General features: G+C 71.0%; 21 protein-coding genes, 2 tRNA genes and 1 pseudogene. 18 read left to right on the top strand and 6 right to left on the bottom strand.

Annotated features, from left to right (window positions below; genetic code table 11):
* Positions 1 to 59 precede the first annotated feature (59 nt).
* Complete coding sequence (locus ACTVZO_RS22355) at positions 60 to 257, top strand: helix-turn-helix domain-containing protein (protein WP_443300084.1); 198 nt, start codon at positions 60 to 62, stop codon at positions 255 to 257.
* On the top strand, positions 257 to 1,540 hold the full coding sequence (locus ACTVZO_RS22350) for a tyrosine-type recombinase/integrase (protein ID WP_443300083.1): 1,284 nt from the start codon (positions 257 to 259) through the stop codon (positions 1,538 to 1,540). Before ACTVZO_RS22355 ends, ACTVZO_RS22350 begins: the two co-directional genes overlap by 1 nt.
* Positions 1,541 to 1,619: 79 nt before the next feature.
* Here ACTVZO_RS22350 and ACTVZO_RS22345 read toward each other — a convergent pair.
* Positions 1,620 to 1,692 (bottom strand) — tRNA-Arg (locus ACTVZO_RS22345).
* Between the two features lie 278 nt (positions 1,693 to 1,970).
* Positions 1,971 to 2,061 (bottom strand) — tRNA-Ser (locus ACTVZO_RS22340).
* 185 nt (positions 2,062 to 2,246) lie between these two features.
* On the opposite strand from ACTVZO_RS22340, the gene ACTVZO_RS22335 reads away from it, so the two are divergent.
* The 3 genes from ACTVZO_RS22335 (at position 2,247) to ACTVZO_RS22325 (ending at position 6,722) form a co-directional block, all read left to right on the top strand.
* Complete coding sequence (locus ACTVZO_RS22335) at positions 2,247 to 2,678, top strand: SSI family serine proteinase inhibitor (RefSeq protein ID WP_443300082.1); 432 nt, start codon at positions 2,247 to 2,249, stop codon at positions 2,676 to 2,678.
* A 119-nt stretch (positions 2,679 to 2,797) separates the two neighbouring features.
* A complete protein-coding gene (locus tag ACTVZO_RS22330; RefSeq protein ID WP_443300081.1) occupies positions 2,798 to 6,133 on the top strand; it encodes a PAS domain-containing protein in 3,336 nt (1,111 codons plus the stop codon).
* 13 nt (positions 6,134 to 6,146) lie between these two features.
* Complete coding sequence (locus ACTVZO_RS22325; protein WP_443300080.1) at positions 6,147 to 6,722, top strand: antibiotic biosynthesis monooxygenase; 576 nt, start codon at positions 6,147 to 6,149, stop codon at positions 6,720 to 6,722.
* 27 nt (positions 6,723 to 6,749) lie between these two features.
* Here the strand turns inward: ACTVZO_RS22325 and ACTVZO_RS22320 are convergent.
* The 4 genes and pseudogenes from ACTVZO_RS22320 to ACTVZO_RS22305 all read right to left on the bottom strand — a co-directional run.
* Positions 6,750 to 7,709, bottom strand: a pseudogene (locus tag ACTVZO_RS22320) (AMP-binding protein); the annotation flags it as partial.
* Between the two features lie 35 nt (positions 7,710 to 7,744).
* The gene (locus ACTVZO_RS22315; protein WP_443300079.1) at positions 7,745 to 9,493 is read right to left on the bottom strand and encodes a recombinase family protein; all 1,749 of its coding nucleotides are present in this window, start codon (positions 9,491 to 9,493) and stop codon (positions 7,745 to 7,747) included.
* An 89-nt stretch (positions 9,494 to 9,582) separates the two neighbouring features.
* Positions 9,583 to 9,870: a hypothetical protein gene (locus ACTVZO_RS22310; protein WP_443300078.1), complete on the bottom strand. Its 288-nt coding sequence runs from the start codon at positions 9,868 to 9,870 to the stop codon at positions 9,583 to 9,585.
* Positions 9,871 to 9,895: 25 nt separating this feature from the next.
* Complete coding sequence (locus tag ACTVZO_RS22305; RefSeq protein WP_443300077.1) at positions 9,896 to 10,336, bottom strand: helix-turn-helix domain-containing protein; 441 nt, start codon at positions 10,334 to 10,336, stop codon at positions 9,896 to 9,898.
* A 342-nt stretch (positions 10,337 to 10,678) separates the two neighbouring features.
* On the opposite strand from ACTVZO_RS22305, the gene ACTVZO_RS22300 reads away from it, so the two are divergent.
* The 13 genes from ACTVZO_RS22300 (at position 10,679) to ACTVZO_RS22240 (ending at position 17,340) form a co-directional block, all read left to right on the top strand.
* Entirely contained in the window at positions 10,679 to 10,891 is a 213-nt protein-coding gene (locus ACTVZO_RS22300) for a hypothetical protein (protein WP_443300076.1), read from the top strand.
* Positions 10,888 to 11,076 carry a hypothetical protein gene (locus ACTVZO_RS22295; RefSeq protein ID WP_443300075.1) on the top strand — a complete coding sequence of 63 codons (189 nt, stop codon included), beginning with the start codon at positions 10,888 to 10,890 and terminating at the stop codon, positions 11,074 to 11,076. The genes ACTVZO_RS22300 and ACTVZO_RS22295 overlap by 4 nt, the downstream gene beginning before the upstream one ends.
* 68 nt (positions 11,077 to 11,144) lie before the next feature.
* Positions 11,145 to 11,546 carry a hypothetical protein gene (locus tag ACTVZO_RS22290; protein ID WP_443300074.1) on the top strand — a complete coding sequence of 134 codons (402 nt, stop codon included), beginning with the start codon at positions 11,145 to 11,147 and terminating at the stop codon, positions 11,544 to 11,546.
* Positions 11,543 to 12,733: an ERF family protein gene (locus ACTVZO_RS22285; protein WP_443300073.1), complete on the top strand. Its 1,191-nt coding sequence runs from the start codon at positions 11,543 to 11,545 to the stop codon at positions 12,731 to 12,733. The genes ACTVZO_RS22290 and ACTVZO_RS22285 overlap by 4 nt, the downstream gene beginning before the upstream one ends.
* Entirely contained in the window at positions 12,730 to 13,344 is a 615-nt protein-coding gene (locus ACTVZO_RS22280; RefSeq protein ID WP_443300072.1) for a hypothetical protein, read from the top strand. Before ACTVZO_RS22285 ends, ACTVZO_RS22280 begins: the two co-directional genes overlap by 4 nt.
* A gap of 214 nt (positions 13,345 to 13,558) precedes the next feature.
* Positions 13,559 to 14,437, top strand: coding sequence for a hypothetical protein (locus ACTVZO_RS22275; RefSeq protein WP_443300071.1), 879 nt, complete (start codon positions 13,559 to 13,561; stop codon positions 14,435 to 14,437).
* Positions 14,434 to 15,138 carry a zinc finger domain-containing protein gene (locus ACTVZO_RS22270; protein WP_443300070.1) on the top strand — a complete coding sequence of 235 codons (705 nt, stop codon included), beginning with the start codon at positions 14,434 to 14,436 and terminating at the stop codon, positions 15,136 to 15,138. Before ACTVZO_RS22275 ends, ACTVZO_RS22270 begins: the two co-directional genes overlap by 4 nt.
* Positions 15,135 to 15,299 carry a hypothetical protein gene (locus ACTVZO_RS22265; RefSeq protein ID WP_443300069.1) on the top strand — a complete coding sequence of 55 codons (165 nt, stop codon included), beginning with the start codon at positions 15,135 to 15,137 and terminating at the stop codon, positions 15,297 to 15,299. Before ACTVZO_RS22270 ends, ACTVZO_RS22265 begins: the two co-directional genes overlap by 4 nt.
* 102 nt (positions 15,300 to 15,401) lie before the next feature.
* Positions 15,402 to 15,875, top strand: a complete 474-nt coding sequence (locus ACTVZO_RS22260; RefSeq protein ID WP_443300068.1) for a single-stranded DNA-binding protein — start codon at positions 15,402 to 15,404, stop codon at positions 15,873 to 15,875.
* A 91-nt stretch (positions 15,876 to 15,966) separates the two neighbouring features.
* Positions 15,967 to 16,431, top strand: a complete 465-nt coding sequence (locus tag ACTVZO_RS22255) for a hypothetical protein (RefSeq protein WP_443300067.1) — start codon at positions 15,967 to 15,969, stop codon at positions 16,429 to 16,431.
* A complete protein-coding gene (locus ACTVZO_RS22250) occupies positions 16,428 to 16,643 on the top strand; it encodes a hypothetical protein (protein WP_443300066.1) in 216 nt (71 codons plus the stop codon). The genes ACTVZO_RS22255 and ACTVZO_RS22250 overlap by 4 nt, the downstream gene beginning before the upstream one ends.
* A complete protein-coding gene (locus ACTVZO_RS22245; protein ID WP_443300065.1) occupies positions 16,640 to 17,101 on the top strand; it encodes a hypothetical protein in 462 nt (153 codons plus the stop codon). The genes ACTVZO_RS22250 and ACTVZO_RS22245 overlap by 4 nt, the downstream gene beginning before the upstream one ends.
* Positions 17,098 to 17,340, top strand: coding sequence for a hypothetical protein (locus tag ACTVZO_RS22240; RefSeq protein WP_443300064.1), 243 nt, complete (start codon positions 17,098 to 17,100; stop codon positions 17,338 to 17,340). The genes ACTVZO_RS22245 and ACTVZO_RS22240 overlap by 4 nt, the downstream gene beginning before the upstream one ends.
* Positions 17,341 to 17,345 lie beyond the last annotated feature (5 nt).

Genomic DNA, 17,345 nt, shown 5'->3' with positions numbered 1-17,345 from the left:
ACGCGTTGAGACGCGACTCAACGCAATGTGGTCTGAACTCATCTCGCCCGGAGGCTGCGTTGAGTGTCGACCTGCCCACGACCCATGAGGTCGTGACCGTGCCCGAAGCGATGCGAGCGCTGCGGCTCAGTCGCTTCAAGATCTACGACTTGATCCGGTCCGGCGCCTTGCCCAGCTTCACCGAGGGACGTGCACGCCGCATCCCCCTCGAGTCCCTCCACACCTACATCCACAACAAGCTTGAGGAGGCTGCCTAATGGCCAAGAGGCGCGCGAACGGGGAAGGCACCATCACCAAGCGCACGGACGGCCGCTACCAGGCGGCAGCGTACGTCTACCGGCCTGACGGCACGCGGGTGCGGAAGTTCGCCTACGGCAAGACGCGCGAGGAGGTGAGCGACAAGCTCATCGAAATGCAGGACAAGACCCGGCAGGGCATCCCGGCCGCCACGTCCGCCATGGCGTTCGGGGACTACCTGACGTACTGGCTCGAAGCAATCGCGCCGAACCGCCTGAAGCCTGCGACGCTCAGCAGCTACGAGGGGCTCTCTCGCCTCTACATCCGACCGGCCCTCGGAAAGAAGCGTCTCAATCGGCTCTCTCCCTCGGATGTGCGGCTCTTCCTCGCCACTTTCAAGGCCGGATGCCTGTGCTGCATGCGCGGGGCTGACGCCGCCCGTGCAAAGGAGGATCGCAGCTGCTGCGCGGTGGGCCGGTGCTGCAAGCGCAGTCCCTCGGCGCGGACCGTCCAGTACGTGCACGCAGTACTCCGCTCCGCGCTCCAGCAGGCCATGCGCGAGGAGCTGATCGCGCGGAACGTCGCCAAGATCGTGGAGACCCCCACCGTGAAGCGAGAAGAGGTACACCCCTTGGACGCGGGAGAGGCTCGAATCCTCCTCAAGACCGCAAAGCCTCATCGCCTGTACGCGCTCTGGCTGCTGCTCGTGTCGACCGGCCTGCGCCGCGGTGAGGTTCTCGGCCTCACGTGGGGCGATGTTGACCTCACCGCCGGACAGCTACGGGTACGGCGGAATCTCCAGCGCATCAAGCGGGAGCTGCTCTTCGGCACCCCGAAGACTGCACGGTCCATTCGTACGGTCTCGCTCCCGAAGCGGTGCGTGGACGCCCTCAAGGCGCACCGGGCCCAGCAGGAGAAGGAACGGAAGGTGGCCGGCGAGAAGTGGAAGCCACTCGATCACCAGCCGAGCGGGTTGATCTTCACCACGTCGACCGGGCGGGCCACCGACCCCCGGAGCCTGAACCGCATGCTCACGCTCCTCTGCACCAAGGCCAAGGTCCGCCGGGTGCGCGTGCACGACCTGCGCCATACGTGCGCTTCACTGCTGCTCGCTCAGGGCGTGGATGCTCGCACGATCATGGAGACGCTCGGGCACAGCACGATCACGATGACGCTCGACACCTACGCGCACGTGATGCAGACGACGCTCAGGGCCGCGGCCGATCGGATGGACGATGCACTGGGGCTTGACGACTCCACCCAGGAGGAGGATGCGGCACCGGAGGATCCGTCCAAGACCTGAACGGTCCAGCATCCACGTTGATGTCACCCGTTGATGTCAGAAGCCCCCTGGGATAATCCCAGGGGGCTTCTGATCAGCGTGCACTCGGCAGGATTCGAACCTGCAACCTTCTGATCCGTAGTCAGATGCTCTATCCGTTAAGCTACGAGTGCTTGTCCGCCGGGGTTTTGCGCCCCGTTGGCCTTGCGAGAACAACAATACATGGACCTCGCCGGGACGCGAAATCCATTAGGCAAACCAGCACTGACCTGCAGAAATGCTCTGGAAGAAGATCATCCGGTTGGGTGCGGGAAGTGCCCTCGGAAGCTGCGTGCGGCCGCCCTGGCTCCGATCGGGACGGTTCGGAGGTCGCACAGATGTCGGGGCGGAACGGGGCGGGGCCGGAACGCACCGAAGCCCCGGTCCATGAGGACCGGGGCTTCGTGAAGTGCGGAGGCGGAGGGATTTGAACCCTCGATGGGGTGTAAGCCCCAAACCGCATTAGCAGTGCGGCGCCATAGACCGGACTAGGCGACGCCTCCAGCACACCTTCGCGTACGAAGGTGCGTGCAGATGATGACACAGGCGCAGGGCCCCTCACCAATCCGCTCCCACGGTACTAGGAGGGGTGGGCGAAGGGCAAAGCCTTAAACCCCCTCGGCACGCAACGTCGGCGGACCCGAGTCGTTGGTCAGGCGTACGACGTACGGACGACCTGGAGTGCCCCATGCTGCGTCTCGCCGGCTTCGCCGTCACCTCCGCCCTGGCCGCCGCGGCCCTCGGCCCGCTGCCCCCACTGCCCGAGCCCCTGAGCGGGCTGCTCGCCGCGCCCGACCGGCTGACGATCACCATGGCCAACACCGGCAACCGCCGGATGGACCGCGAGTACCAACTCGAATGCGACCCCGTGGGCGGCAACCACCCCTCGGCGGAGCAGGCCTGCGCGAAGCTCGACCAGCTCGCCAAGGAGCGGAAGGACCCCTTCGCACCCGTCTCCGACCGGCAGATCTGCCGCATGCAGTACGGGGGCCCGGCCACCGCCGACATCACCGGGACCTGGCGGGGGCGCAAGGTGGACGCGCACTTCCGCCGGACGAACGGCTGCGAGATCAGCCGTTGGGAAGAGTTGGAACCTCTGCTTCCGCCCGGGCGTTCCTGACCTGGGAGGATGCTCGTGGCGGGCCGTATCCGCCGCACATCGGCCACCTCATCGCGGGACTGTGGCCTTAGACTCCTCCCGTGACATGCCAGTAGTCGTGGTCAGGGAGGAAGCTCGTCGTGAGCAGCAGGCCATCCCGAGGCGCTGCTCGCCTCGCAGCAATACTCGACGCACTTCCGGACGCGCTGTTGCTCGTCAACGCCAACGGCACTGTGGTCAACGCGAATTCGATCGCTCTCGAGGTCATGGAGAGTCCGGGCACCGGGCTCGTCGGCCGGGGCGTGCTCGACCTCCTGCCCGAATTCGACTCCAAGCTGATCCCCGGCTCCATGCGCCGGCCCGGCGAGGACGAGGGCGGCCGCGCCCGGCCCAAGCGCATGGTCGCGCGCCGGACCGACGGCAGCGAGTTCCCCGTCGAGGTCACCAGCGCCCACCTCGACGGCCGCGACGCCTACCGCGAGCCGCAGCCCGGCTACACCGGTGACGAGCTGCTGATGCTCGTCGTACGGGACCTCTCACAGACCGTGGACACCGAGGCCGAGCTGGCCCGCTCCCAGCGGCAGACCGAGATGATCCTGCGGGCCGCCGCCGAGGGCGTCGTCGGCACCGACACCGACGGACGGGTGGTGCTGGTCAATCCGGCCGCCGCCCAGATCCTCGGCTACCGGGCCACCGACCTCGGCAACCGCGAACTGCACGGGCTGGTCCAGCACTCGCGCGCCGACGGCTCGCCGTTCCCCTACGAGGAGTCCCCGCTCGCCGACACCCTGCGCAGCGGGCGCAAGCACCGGGTGCGCGGACAGGTCCTGTGGAACAAGGCCGGACAGCCGGTCGCCGTGGACCTCACCACCTCGCCCGTGCGGGACGGGGAGCAGCTCGTCGGCGCGGTCATGACCTTCACCGACCGACGGCCGTACGACGCCCTCGCCGCGCGCCACGCGCAGCTGCTGGCCGTGCTCGGCGAATCCCTGCGCGGGCCGCTGGACGAGCTGCGCGGGGAGCTGGCGACGCTGGCCGCCGACGACGCCGGGCAGCTGTGGCCCGAGGCCAACCAGCTGCTGCACCACCTGGCCGCCGGGTACTCCCGGATGAGCACGCTGGTGGACAACGTGCTCGGCTTCCAGCGCCTGGACTCCGGCACCGACCGGCTCAAGAAGAAGAAAGTCCTGATCAACGGCGTGGTCAAGGCGGGCGTCGACGGCGCCGTCGAGCTGATCGGTCCGGGGCGCGCCCAGTTCGCCGTCCACGCTCCGACGATCGAGGCCGAGGTCGACGCGGACCGGATCGCGACGGCCCTCGCGCACCTGGTCGCGGACGTCGCCGGGGTGGACGCCACCGGCAAGACCCGCCAGGGCAGCGGGTACAGCGACTCGACGATCGTGGTGGCCGCCGCGCAGCGCGGTGATGTCGTACGGATCGAGGTGCGCGGGCCGTACGAGGGCGGCAACCCGGTCCACGAGCCGATCGTGCGGGGCATCGTGACCGCGCACGGCGGCGTGCTGCAGACGGTCGAGGTGCCTGGCGCGCCCGGCGGTGCGTACGTGCTGGAGCTGCCGCTGGGCTCGGGCGCGGGGACGGTCACCCTGCCGGAGCCGGCGGAGGAGGAGCCCCCGGCCGAGACGGCCCCCGCGGGCCGGGTCTCCGGAGGCCGGCGGGCCCGCCGGGGGGTGGACGCGTTCCTGGAGGACGAGGCCGCCGGTTCGGGCGCGCCCGGCGCAGAGAAGGCCGCCGAGGGCGGTTCCGCGCTGGCGCTGCCGTCCGGGCGGCGTCGGGCCGGCGACGCCGGCGCGGGGGCCGAGACGGGGCCGGAGCTCGCGCAGTCCCCGGTGAACCCGGCCGGGCTGGGCACAGGCCGGCGCCGTGGCCGCGCCGGTGACGGCACTGGCGAGGGCGGTCCGGGGCGGCCCGTGCCCCCGCAGGGCACCGCCGTGCCCGCGCTGCCCGCCGTTCCCGCCGTGCCCCCGGTACCGCTGACGGAGCATCCCGCGGGACGGCGGCGGGCGCTGGGCGCGGCCGGTCCGGCGCAGCCCGGCGGTCCCGTGCCGGCCAACGGGCTCGGGCCCGCTCCCGCTCCCGCCCAGGCTCCGGTGCGGCCCATCGCTCCCGAGGGCGGCTTCGCGCTGCCGCCCGGCCCGACCCCCGCTGCCCCCGCTGCCCCGGCTGCGCCCGCGGCCCCGGCTCCGCAGGATCCGGTGATGGCCGGTTCGGCATCCGCACCGGCCGGGGCCGATGCCGAGGCCGAAGCCCCCGGTGGGCGGCGTGGCCGGCGGGTGTTGGGCGCGCCCGCGGCCGAGGACGAAGCACCGGCCGCGCCGTCGGCCGCGGCCGAGGGGGACCCCGTACATCCGACCGGGCGGCGGCGGGCTCTGACGAACGCGCCGGCCTGGCCGGTTCCGGCGGCCCGCACCGCTCCGGAGGACGGCGACACGGCCTCCGGCCAGGTCGCGGTTCCCGGGGCCCGGCAGTCTCAGGACACTCCGGCGGAGGGCCAGGCCGCGCAGCCGATCAGTGTGCGCGCGCTCGGCACCCTCGGACAGGGCGTCTCCGTGGACCCCGCCGGTTCGGGTTCCGGCCGCCGTCGCCGGCTCTCCGAGCCCGCTCCGCAGGGGCGGGCCTTCGCGATAGGAGCCCCCGAGGCGGGCTCCGACGAGGGCCCCGAGCCGCTGGACGGGCCCGGCGGCGCCGTCGAGGTGGTCAACCGGCCCGTGCCGCGGCCCGTGGACGACGAGTTGCCGCCGGAGCCGCTGGACAATCCGCGCAGGCTGCTGGTGTGGCCCGCGCCCGACGTGCAGACGCAGCAGGCGCTCAGCGACCGCGGCTACCGTCCGGTGATCGTGCACTCCCGCGAGGAGGTGGACGCGCAGATCGCCGCGTTCCCCGCCGCGCTGTTCGTGGATCCGCTGACCGGGCCGATCACCCGGACCGCCCTGCAGTCCCTGCGCCAGGCAGCGGTGGCCGCCGAGGTGCCCGTGCTGGTCACGGCCGGGCTGGGGCACGCCACGCGGGAGGCGGCGTACGGCGCCGATCCGGCCGTCCTGCTGAAGGCGCTCGCTCCGCGCGACAGCGAGCAGCACCCCTCCCGGGTCCTGCTGATCGAGGAGCACGACGAGATCGCGACCGCGCTGACCGCCGCGCTGGAGCGGCGCGGCCTCCAGGTGGCGCGGGCGGGCGCCGACACGGACGCCGTGGAGCTGGCGACGCGGATACGGCCCAACCTGGTCGTCATGGACCTGATGCAGGTACGCCGCCGACGGGCCGGGATCGTGGACTGGCTGCGTGCCAACGGGCAGCTGAACCACACCCCGCTGGTCGTCTACACGACGGCCGGTATCGAGCCGTCCGAGCTGCCGAGGCTGGCGTCCGGCGAGAGCGTGCTCTTCCTCGCCGAACGGGCCACGACGGCGGACGTACAGGGCCGCATCGTGGACCTGCTGGCCAAGATCGGCACCAACTAGTCATCCTGGCCCGATGGCCACGACCCACACGAGCGAGCACACCGTCCCCGCCGACAACGGGGAGGTGAACCTGCTGATCGCGCGGCAGGTGGAGCCGGGGCACGAGGAGACCTTCGAGGCCTGGGCGCACGGGATCCTGGAGACGGCCGCGGGCTTCCCGGACCATCTCGGGTACGGGCTGTTCCGCCCGGCGCGGGCCGGCGGGCCGTGGTTCCTGGTCCACCGCTTCCGCAACCAGGCGGCGTTCCAGCGCTGGCAGGACTCGGCGGAGCGGGCGGAGTGGTTCTCCAACTGCCTCGGACACCACCACACGGAGATAGCCCGCCGCGAACTGCACGGCATGGAGACGTGGTTCGCCAAGCCGGGTACGACCCGGCCCGCGCCGCCGCGGTGGAAGATGGCGATCAGCTCGGGGCTGGCCATCTTCCCGATCTCGCTGGCGGGCAACGCGGTGCTCGGGCCGTACCTGGTGGATCTGCACTTCGTGGTGCGGACGGCGGCGTTCGCCGTCGTCTTCAGCACCCTGATGACCTATGTGGCCATGCCCGCCGTCAGCAGGCTGCTGCGGCCATGGCTCACCAAGGGCTGAACGGGCTGAAGGGCGGACCGGGAGCGGTCAGTCCAGCTTCGTGACGTCCAGCGCGCCGTCCGCGTACTGCCTGCGGATCACCTTCTTGTCGAACTTGCCGACGCTGGTCTTCGGGACCGCCTCGATGACCGTCCAGCGCTCCGGCAGCTGCCACTTGGCGATGGACTGGCCGAGGAACGCGCGCAGCCCCTCGTAGTCGACGGTCGCGCCCTCCTTGAAGACGATGGTGGCCAGCGGGCGCTCGCCCCACTTGTCGTCGGGGACGGCCACGACCGCGGCCTCGGCGATCTCGGGGTGGGCCATCAGCGCGTTCTCCAGCTCGACGCTGGAGATCCACTCGCCGCCGGACTTGATGACGTCCTTGGCCCGGTCGGTCAGGGTGAGGTAGCCGTCGGTACTGATGACACCGACGTCACCTGTCTTGAGCCAGCCGTCCGCGCTGAACTTGTCCTCGGGGCGGATGGGTTCGCCCGTCGACCCGCCGTAGTAGGCGCCCGCGATCCAGGTGCCGCGCACCTCCAGCTCGCCCGCCGATTCGCCGTCCCAGGGCAGGACGTCGCCGCCGGGGCCGATCAGCCGGGCCTCGACGCCCGCCGGGAAGCGGCCCTGGGTGATCCGGTAGGGCCACTCCTCCTCGGCACTCAGCCCGGCCGGCGGGTGCGCCATCGTGCCCAGCGGGGAGGTCTCGGTCATGCCCCAGGCGTGGCAGAGGCGGACACCGAGCTTGTCGTAGGCCTCCATCAGGGAGGGCGGGCAGGCCGCGCCGCCGATGGTGACCTGCTTCATCGAGCTCAGGTCGCGGGGATGGGCGGTGACCTCGGCGAGGAGCCCCTGCCAGATGGTGGGGACGGCCGCAGCGTGCGTCGGCTTCTCCCGCTCGATCATCTCGGCGAGCGGGGCGGGCTGCAGGAACCGGTCCGGCATCAGCATGTTGATGCCGGTCATGAAGGTGGCGTGCGGCAGCCCCCACGCGTTCACGTGGGACTGTGCGCGCAAAGGGGCAAATGAAAACGGCGCGGTCGCTAGGCCGCAGGTACCGGCTCGCCTTGCGCCTGGTGCTCGTTGTCGAACTCGGCGGGGCGCTCGAACAGGGCGGCCGACGACCAGCCGGCGCGCGTGCCGAACGGGCCGCGACAGACCTTCTTGGGCTCCCACGGGTCGGGTTCCCACAGCGGGTGAACCTCGGTGCGGATCTTGATGTACCGGGAATCCTCCGAGCGGACGTCGTAGACGACGACCCGCCGGATTACCGATTCGAGCATGGCGTTCTTCTCGATGGGCAGGAACGAATCCCACTCGGCGAGTAGGCCGTCGAGTAGCTGTTTGAAGTCCTCGCGGGTGGGCGTTGCCTCGACCTCGCCGAGTTCCGCGAGTTGCTTGGTCAGTGCTCCTTTCTTTCCCATGAGCTTGTTCCGTACGCGATCGAACGCGTCCGCCGGGTACTTGTCCGGGTCCATGGCGTTGTCCTCGACCAGCCGATCGATAGCCGCGTCGAGCTTCTTCAACTCGGCGTTGATCCACGCGCGTTCACGCTTGGCGGCGAGGCGGGGATCTTCCTTCGGCGCGGTGGCCTGCCCGGGGACTGTCGGCACCGTGTCGACGACGGGCGCGCAGACCTCTTCTAGCCAGTCGTATACCTGGCCCTCGACCTCCTCGCGCTTGGCGTTGATGCCCTTGGGGCAGGCGATCTTGGACACGTTCTTGTTCCGGCTGCACACGAGCCAGTGCCCGGGGACCTGGGCGCCGTTGCGGGTGGCGCTGGCGTGGCTGATGTGGTGGCGGCAGTAGCCGTGACGGAGCAGGCCGGTAAGGGTGTAGGTCGCCTTCCGGGTCCGTGGCGGCTTGTTCTTGGTGAGCTTGCGGTGTGCCTTGTACTCCTCCCATACGTCGTCTTCGATGATCTTGGGCTGTGCACCGGGCAGGTAGAGCATCCGGCCGTTGGGGCACTTGGACATCTTGGGGTCCTTGCCGTAGCCGCAGGTGCATTCGCGGTCGTGGCTGAGCAGGTAGCCGGCGGCAAAGCCTGAGTCCATGAATCGGCTGATGGTGCTGGTGTGCCACAGGCCGCCGCGCAGGGTGGTGACCCGTAGTTCTTCGTTGAGCCAGTGCCCGATGGTGTTGAGCCCCTGGGGTACGGGCTTGGCGAGCTTGCGCTCGAACATCTCCTCTGCCACTGAGGCGTACTCGTGGTGGAGGGTGTAGCGCTCGTCCTGGAGGCGCCATCCGGTCGGCGCGGTGGCGTCGGGTATGCGTCTGGGGTGCCAGACGTACCCGAACCTCGCTCGGCCGGTGGCGGGTAGCTGGTTCTTGAGCCTGACCTCGTGGGTCTCGCGCCACTGCTCTCCGGCGCGGTTGGACTCGTAGTTGCCGAACGCGAAGATCATTTCGCGTTGCAGCTCGCCGAGGGCCGTACGGGCGTCGACGGGTTCGGTCGCGGACTCCAGCTGTCCGCCGACGGCTTCGAGGCGGGCCAAGTTGACGTTGTTGCCGACGCGGTTGCGGCCGAAGCGGCTGAACCGCCAGACTGCTATGCCCTTGGCTTCGCGGCGCTCGACGCGCTCAATGGCGCCTTGGATCTTGCGGTTGAAGTTGCGGCCGGTGGCGTCGAGGTCCACGACCAGGGGCTCGGCGAGGCGCCGGCCCGTGCGTGCTGCCCAGCCTCTTAGGGCGTCCTCTTGGATCTCCGGGCTGATCTTCTCCTCGTTCCACGTGCTGACTCGTATGTAGCCGACCCAGAGATCGGGTTCGGCTACCTGGAGGAGCGTGGTCATGGCGTCTGGGGCTTCCCTTCGGTGGGTGCCGGCCCGCTTTGCGGGGGCACGGCGGACACGGTGGCTGCGGCGTCATGTGCGGGGGCGCCCTAGCTCTGGCTGTCCGGGGGAGGGAAGACGAACCCGTGCGTGGCGTGGGTGAGTCCAAGCGTGTAGCCCTCTCGAAGAGCGCTGTTCGCGGTGTCGTTGGCCTGCTTCCGTGCCCGGATGTTGCGGGCGATGGTCACGAGCGCCAGAGCACCGAATCCCACCCGTATAGCCATGCACGCGCGCCCTGGGCGCGGATCGCTGACGGCACCTCGAACAGCCAGCGCGGCGCTGCTCAGGAGTACGGCGCCGGCTGAGGCGGTGGCGATCTGTTCGCGGGTGATCATCATGGCAGTGATGGGCCTTCCTGAGTTGCTATCCGCTGGCGCGGTCGCTCGTGGTGCTGTTGGTGGGTGGTTCGGTGGCGAGCAGACCGCGCACCGTGCGGTCGAACATGGCGACGCCCTCGGGGCTCTTGATGCCGAGTTCGGCCGCCGCCCGCTCTGTGGTGATGGGCATGGGTTCTAGTCGGGCGTTCGTGAGGGCGGCGACGTCGTCCTCGCTCAGCACTGACGCGCGCACGAGGACTTCGATAAGGGGGACATCAAGAGCAAGGGCGATGGGCGTGAGGGTCGTACGGATGTCTGGCAATCCGGGCAGGCCGCGTAGGACCCGGGACAGGTTGCCTTCGGGCATTCCTGCGTCGCGGGCGAATCTCCCCTGACTACCTCGCTCGACGTAACCCCTTCGGGCCATCATCTCGCGCAGCCATGCGGCGAACGTCTGTGGCGTGTGGGCGTGGCGATCTTCTGTCATACGTGAAATGTATCGCGCGTGACAGAAAGAAGTGCCAAGAACTCGGCAAGAGCATAGCCCGCCCCCTTCCCCAGTCCTGGCCGTGCGTGCGGACCGCTCCGACTCATGTTCGAACGGACTTTCGAGTCGAGTGTACGGCCGCGCCCACCCCCTGTCACCTGCGTAATCGTCAGTTCACAGTGCGCAGCAGCTCAGGGCCGCACTGACCAGTTACGTCCGGATCTTGTCGGTTGTTCGAAACTGAACTGTTGCACTCTCAACTCATGTCACACATGACAGAAGCATGCTAGATTCCTGCCATCGAACGGAGAACGTCAGTTCGTGTCACGGGAGGAATTTGCCATGTCTTTTGCATCTGAGGCTCTGATAGCCGCTGCGGAGGCCAGGGGACACCACGGCCCCGCCGAGATGGCCCGGCAGCTGGAAGTGCCGTACCTGAACGTCTACCGATGGGTCACCGGCCGGAACACCCCCAACGCCGTCGGCCTCGCCGCCATCGAACGCACCTACGGCCTGACTTCCGACGCGCTGATCCCCGAGCAGGCCGCCGCATGAGCGCCGCACTGATCACCAAAGAGCAGGCGTGCACCAACTTCCGGCGCATCCTCGACGCCGCCCGCGAACGCCGCGACCTCGACCGCGCCGCCGGACGCCTGGACCCGGCCGCGGAACTGGTCCTGCGCCGCATCGAGCGCCGCCAGCGCGCCGAGCGAGCGACCGCCGGCCGCGCCGCCGCCTGAAACACGAAAAGGGCCGCCCCGGACACGACCCGGAACGGCCCACACGCCCACCACAGGAGCAGCTAGACGTGTCCCCCGACGCTACCCCGGGCCGCCAGATGATCGCCCCTCAGCTCACCGCCGACGGCCGCGCCGTCCGCTGGCCGATCGCCGACCGCCTCGCCCCGCTGGTCGACGATCTCGCCCTCGCCTACGCCGAAGACCCCATCGGAGTCGGCTACCTGCTCGCCGCACACGCCGCCCACGTGGCCGCCGTCGACTTCGCCGAGTGCAGCGAGGACATACCGGAGTACGAGCGGAACATCCGGGCCGCCCAGGCCGACGCCACCCGCGAGGCCCTGCTCGACGAACTGCCGAGCGCCCCCCAGGTCGACGCCCAGCTCACCCCGGACGACGCGATCACGTACGCCACCCGCCTCACCAAGCTCGCCGTCTTCTCCCGCCTCACCAAGGACAGGTACCGCGCATGACCGTGACGACTCTCCCCACGCCGCTTACCGACCCCCGCGTGTCGCCGGAACTGGCCGCGCGCCTGATCGAGGCCGTCACCGGTCCGGCCGCCCTTCCGGCCCCGGCCCCCACGACCTACGAGCCCGCCCCCGAGGGTGCGCCGGCCGAAGCCCCGCGGATCTTCGCTGCGATCAATGCAGTCATGCGCGACACCATGCCCGTGGGGAAGAACCAGCAGAACACCCAGCAGAACTACAAGTTCCGAGGCATCGACGACGTCATGTCGGCCATGGCTGGCCCGCTCCGCACCCACGGCGTGTTCATCCTGCCGACCATCGCCGGGCAGCGACAGGAACGCGACGGGAAGATGACCCGGACCAACATCACGATGCGATACCGCGTCTACGGACCGGCGGGTGACTGCCTGATATCTGAGGTTCCGGGCGAGGCGTCCGACTTCGCGGACAAGTCGACGAACAAAGCCCAAAGCGCGGCCCTGAAATACCTTCTGTTCACCCTGTTCATGCTGCCCGTCGACGGACGCAGCATCGATGACGGGGACCGCGACCACCCCGTACAGCCGACGCCCGAACACCGCGCCGAGCACGCCCAGAGCAGGCAGCAGCGCCAGCAGCGCGGACAGGGCAGGCAGCAGCCGCGCCGGACAGAGCGCGCCGAACCCGGCCCGTGGGAGCAGCCGCCCGCCCCGGCACCTACCCAGCCGGCCACCCCGCGCCGCGACTATCTCGCCGAGGCCACCACCGCCACCGACGACGCCGCCCTCGCCGCGATCGTTGATGCCGCCCGCCAGCAGGGAGCGCCCGGCCCGTACCTGTCGCAGCTCGACGACATCCTCGAAGCACACAGGGCGCACGACGTCGCCGCCGTGCGCAAGCTGTACGACGCGGCGCAGGCCGCCGGGGCCGACCGCGCGCACCTCGCCCGCCTCGCCGCGATCGGGGGGAACAAGCCGGGCGCCAAGCAGCAGGACGCCCCGGCCGGGGGCTCCATAGCCGCTCCCGTCGCCACCTCGGAGCAGGCCGCCGCCGACGCCGAGCAGCGGCTCAGGCTCGCCGCAAGCCGGGCGCACCTTGTGACTCTCGACGCCGATTTCGAGAGCGTCTATGGCCTGCCCGTCGAGCAGGCGACAGCGGCCCAGCTCGACCAGTTCCGCGCCAAGGTCGAGGCCGCCAGGGGTGCCCGATGACCGTCACCGAACAGAAGGTCGAGGCGCCCGACCCGGCCCACCTCGCCGCCGTCCTGCGCCGCCGCCAGGCGATGCGGGCCCAGCTCGACCAAGCCGAGGTGCTGTACGAGGACGTCAACCGCGAGGCCGGAAAGCTGCTCGACCAGCAGTACAAGGCCACCCGCAGCACCAAGGCCGACATCACTCTCAACGACGACACGAAGTTCGCCAACGTGACCCGCGTCGGGGGCGAGGCGGAGGCGCAGGTGACCGACCGCGAGGCGTTCACCGCGTGGGTGCGCGACAACTACCCCGACCACTGGGATTTCCGGGTCGTCCCGGCCCGAACCGAGACCGTCGTCGACCAGACGTTCGCCGCCGCCGTCCTCGCCGCCGTCGACGCGGCCGGCGCCCCTCAGTACGCCGACGTGGCGACGGGACTCGTACACGACGTGCCGGGCGTGATGATCAAGCCGACCCGCAGCCGCTACTACCGGTGGACGTTCACCCGCCCATCGAAGCGTCAGCCACTCGACGGGCGCGAGCTGGTCACCACCGCCGTACAAGCCGGACATCTGGACCTCGACGCGCCCCTCGCCATCGAGGCCGCGCCCGCCGAGGCCGAACAGTGAGCATGCGTCGGGGCAGAAACGATCCTCCGCCGTCATGCGAGCACGGCAACCCCACCTGTGGCGCCGTGCCCGCCCGGCCCTACCCGTGCGGCTTCCGGTGCGAGGAACACCAGCCCTCCCGTACCCGCCCGTACTGACTCCCGCGCCCTTCCCGGGGCGAGCCCGGCCCCCGTGCCCCTCGCCCCGGGCGCCCCACCCCAAAGGAGCCCCACCCGTGACCCTCGACGCTCAGGCTTGGGTGTGGAAGCACAGCCGCACGCGCGGAAACGCCCGGCTCGTCATGCTCGCCGTGGCCGACGCCACGACCGGCCCCGAGGCCGAGACCCGCATGGGCACCGCCGAGGTCATGCAGCGCCTGAACGTGTCCCGCTCTACCGCGCGGGCCGCCGTCGACGCCGCCCTCGCCCTTGGCGAACTCATCGAGAAGGAGTCCGCCAAGGGCAGCCGCGCCACGCTGTACCAACTCCCCGGGGCCGTCGGCTACACCCGCTCTACCGGGCCGAATCTCGGCCCCCCAGCCCAGATGGTCCAGGGGCCGGATTCCGGCCCCCTAACCCCTACCGGGCCGAATCCCGGCCCCTCTACCGGGCCGAATCTCGGCCCCCCAACCGATCCCCCCGAACCCCCTTACCGGGCCGAATCTCGGCCCCCTTGGGGACCGGAATCCGGCCCCCATCACTCATCCATAGATGGAGTGAATGAAGGGGTGAGGGAAGGAGCGCCCAGCAGCGTTCCGCCGGAGTTCGCCCGCGAACTGGTCGACAAGATCACCGCCGCTGAGATTTACCCGGCATGGGACCTGCGCCCCGGCGAGTGGTTTCAGGTCGACGCACTGCTCAAGCGGTCCGGGGTCGACATGCTCGCCGCCGTCGCCGTCAAGGCCGCCAGCAAGCGCGACGTGTCCCACGCCAGGTACTTCCTGCGGGCATGGCTCAACCTCCCGCCGGCCGCCGCGCCCGGCACCGTGCCGCCGCCCAGGACCGGGGCAGACGTGATCCCCCTCGACCGCGCGCCCCGCCGGGGCAAGGCCGCCAACGCCGCCGCCATGTTCGCCGCCGCCGCCGGAATCACCCCCCAGGAGCACCACCGATGAACAGGACCGAAGTCGGCGCACTGCTCGCCTACGCCGTCCGCCTCGACCTCCGCCTCACCCCCGAGACCCAGGCCGACGCCGATGAACGGCTCGACCAGTGGTACGAACTGCTCGCCGACGTCCCGCCGACCGCCCCGCACCCCGACGGCCGCGACTGGAACGCCGCCCACGTCGTCAAGCACCACATAGCCAGCAGCCCGTACCGGATCCAGCCGAGCGACGTCTCGCGCCCCTGGTACGCGTTCAAGGCTGACACCCTCGGACGCCACACCGACCCCGTGCCGCCCGTCGACCCGGACAACGCCCCTGCCTACCGTGCCGCCCTGCGCGGCACCCGGCAGGCCATCGCCACCGGCCAGGCCGCCCCCGCCGTCTACCGCGAACTCACCGGAGGCAGCACCCGCGACGCCCGCGACGAGTTCGCCGCCGCCCGCCTCGCCGCCATCGGAAGCAGCTACGTACCGCGCGACGTCCGCGACGCACTCACCCCGTGGCGACGGACCCGGGCGCAGCGCGAAGGCCTCGCCGCCGCCGGGCAGCCTGACCCGCTGAACATCCCCTGCCCTTGGGAGCCGTGCCGGGCCGCCGCCGGGAAGCCGTGCCAGCAGGGCAGCAAGCACCGCAGCGACCGCGCCACCCCGCACCCGGCCCGCATCGATGCCGCGACCGCCCAGCACTACGCCCAGCAGGCCGCCGCGTGAACCGGCCCCCGCGCGCCCAGCCGACACCCGACGACGACCCCCTCGACGACGAGGACGAGCACAGCCCGTACGCACGGCTCATGACCCAGGGCCCGACCGCATCGGACCACCGCGGCCGTCTGCGAGGCCGCCACATCGTCAACGGACGCGGGATCCGCTAACCCCCCGGTCATCCCGGATGACAACGCACACCCACACCCGCAACGAATCACGTACGATCCGAAAACACTCCGTTCCAACTGTGATCGAAAGAAGGCACTTTCGTGTCAGGCGAGACCCTTGTAACCGTCGTCGGCAACCTGGTCGACGAGCCGGAGTTGAAGTTCACCCCGGGTGGCGCCGCCGTCGCCCGCTTCCGCATCGCGTCCACCCCGCGCACGTTCGACAAGCTGACCAACGAGTGGAAGGACGGGGAAAGCCTGTTCCTGACCTGCTCGGTATGGCGCCAGGCCGCCGAGAACGTCGCCGGAAGCCTCGCCCGAGGAACCCGCGTCATCGTGTACGGCCGACTCCGTCAGCGCACCTACGACGACCGCGAAGGCGTCAAGCGGACAGTGTTCGAGCTGGACGTCGAGGAGGTCGGCCCCAGCCTCAAGAACGCCACCGCCACCGTCACCAAGACCGGCGCCACCGGCAACGCCCCACAGGCCCGCCAGCAGCCCCAGAGCGGCGGATACGGCCAGCAGCCCGCCCACAACCCATGGGGCACACAGACAGGCGCAGAGCCCCCGTTCTAGCCCCTCGCCGCGACCGAGTCCGCGCGACCGGTCGCGGCCCCTCCCGTGCGCGCACGAGCAGCACCTCGAACCGACCCAGGAGCCCGAATCCGTGACCCGCATACCCGACGACGCCGCCGCCGTCTCCCTCGACACGCACCGCCTGATCATCACCATGCCCAACGCGGGTCCGGCCGACGTCCGCTCGAACCTCCCGCGCGCCACCGTCGCCGCGATCCTCCGGCACCTCGCCGACGAACTCGCCGACGAGCAGCCCCTCGCCGCGCTCCCCGGGGAAGCCCTCGCCGTCCTCACCCAGCGACTCACGACAGGCCACCGCCCGCCCGAGGCCGCCCGGCACGCCGCCGACGCCCTCGCCCACCACACCCGCGAGCTGTCCAACATGCTCGCCACCGCCCTCGACCAGGGCGCGCCCGTTGCCGAACCCTCCGTCGGCCGGCATCTGGTCTCGATGCTGCGCAGCCACGCCGTTCGCCTCGACACCATCCCGCGCACGGCCGTCGACAACCTGCTCGACCGCATCGAGGCCAGCGTCACCCGCCGGGCCAAGCGATGACCAACGACAGCGCCCTCGCCCTGGCCGCCGCCGTCGCCGCAACCCCCCTGGTCGTCTGGGCCGCCCGCCTCGCCCACCGCCGCCAGGACCGCGCGGCCCGCGCCCGCGCCGACCGCGAACTGTGGCGACTCATCCGCACCAAGTGCACCAACCCCGGCCAGTGCCCCACCTGCACCGCCCACGCCCAGCGCGCCGAAGGGACCGACCAGTGACCCGCCGCACCATGGCCGACCGCCGCCGCACCATGGCCGACCGCCGCCGCGCCGCCGCCGACCGCGACGCCCGCCGCGAGTCCCTGCTCGTACTGCTTGACCGGGCGCAGCGAGGTACCGCCCTCACGCCCGACGAGGCCGCCCTACTGCGCGCACACGTCACCGCGGAATTGACCGAGGCCGACGAGCTACGCCGCACCGTCGCAGGCCAGCAGAACGCCATACAGCGCGCCCAGGAGCGGATCCGCGCCGCCGAGGAAGCCATCACCGAAGCCGAGGCAGACGCCGCCCGCGCCCTCGCCCTGGCCGCCAGCGACCGACAGTTCGCCCAGGACCGGGCCGCCACCGGCCACGCCCAGCGCGAGCGCGCCCGAACCGCAGAGGCCGCCCTCGCCCTCATTCACGCGGGGACGATCTCCGCCGCCCTGCTCGACTCCTCCCTCACCGTCGAGTCGTGACCGATCGGCCGGCCCCGCCCCGCATCGACCCCGACCGTGTGCGCGCTGCCGTCGCGGAACTGCGCGCCGCCCTCGACGCATGGGCCGCCGCCTTCGCCCCCGCCGTACGGGACGCCGCGCAGCAGCTCGCCGCCGCCCTCGACCACATCCGCGAGGCCCCAGCCGCCCCGCCCGCCGGCCCCGCCCGTCCGGCGTGGCGCTCCCCGTACGGGCCCGCCCGCACCCGCCGCCGCAAGTAGGAGAG

Origin of the sequence: Streptomyces sp. IBSNAI002 (genome assembly GCF_052244475.1) — a bacterium.
GTDB lineage: Bacteria > Actinomycetota > Actinomycetes > Streptomycetales > Streptomycetaceae > Streptomyces.
Note: the sequence above shows the minus strand (reverse complement) of the source record. Positions and strands in the feature narration are given on the sequence as shown.

What these genes read in the sequence shown, in the direction of transcription:
- ACTVZO_RS22350 (WP_443300083.1), top strand. Translation starts at nt 257, where the DNA reads ATGGCCAAGAGGCGCGCGAACGGGGAAGGCACCATCACCAAGCGCACG.
- ACTVZO_RS22335 (WP_443300082.1), top strand. Translation starts at nt 2,247, where the DNA reads ATGCTGCGTCTCGCCGGCTTCGCCGTCACCTCCGCCCTGGCCGCCGCG.
- ACTVZO_RS22325 (WP_443300080.1), top strand. Translation starts at nt 6,147, where the DNA reads ATGGCCACGACCCACACGAGCGAGCACACCGTCCCCGCCGACAACGGG.
- ACTVZO_RS22315 (WP_443300079.1), bottom strand. Translation starts at nt 9,493, where the DNA reads ATGACCACGCTCCTCCAGGTAGCCGAACCCGATCTCTGGGTCGGCTAC.
- ACTVZO_RS22310 (WP_443300078.1), bottom strand. Translation starts at nt 9,870, where the DNA reads ATGATGATCACCCGCGAACAGATCGCCACCGCCTCAGCCGGCGCCGTA.
- ACTVZO_RS22305 (WP_443300077.1), bottom strand. Translation starts at nt 10,336, where the DNA reads ATGACAGAAGATCGCCACGCCCACACGCCACAGACGTTCGCCGCATGG.
- ACTVZO_RS22300 (WP_443300076.1), top strand. Translation starts at nt 10,679, where the DNA reads ATGTCTTTTGCATCTGAGGCTCTGATAGCCGCTGCGGAGGCCAGGGGA.
- ACTVZO_RS22295 (WP_443300075.1), top strand. Translation starts at nt 10,888, where the DNA reads ATGAGCGCCGCACTGATCACCAAAGAGCAGGCGTGCACCAACTTCCGG.
- ACTVZO_RS22285 (WP_443300073.1), top strand. Translation starts at nt 11,543, where the DNA reads ATGACCGTGACGACTCTCCCCACGCCGCTTACCGACCCCCGCGTGTCG.
- ACTVZO_RS22280 (WP_443300072.1), top strand. Translation starts at nt 12,730, where the DNA reads ATGACCGTCACCGAACAGAAGGTCGAGGCGCCCGACCCGGCCCACCTC.
- ACTVZO_RS22270 (WP_443300070.1), top strand. Translation starts at nt 14,434, where the DNA reads ATGAACAGGACCGAAGTCGGCGCACTGCTCGCCTACGCCGTCCGCCTC.
- ACTVZO_RS22250 (WP_443300066.1), top strand. Translation starts at nt 16,428, where the DNA reads ATGACCAACGACAGCGCCCTCGCCCTGGCCGCCGCCGTCGCCGCAACC.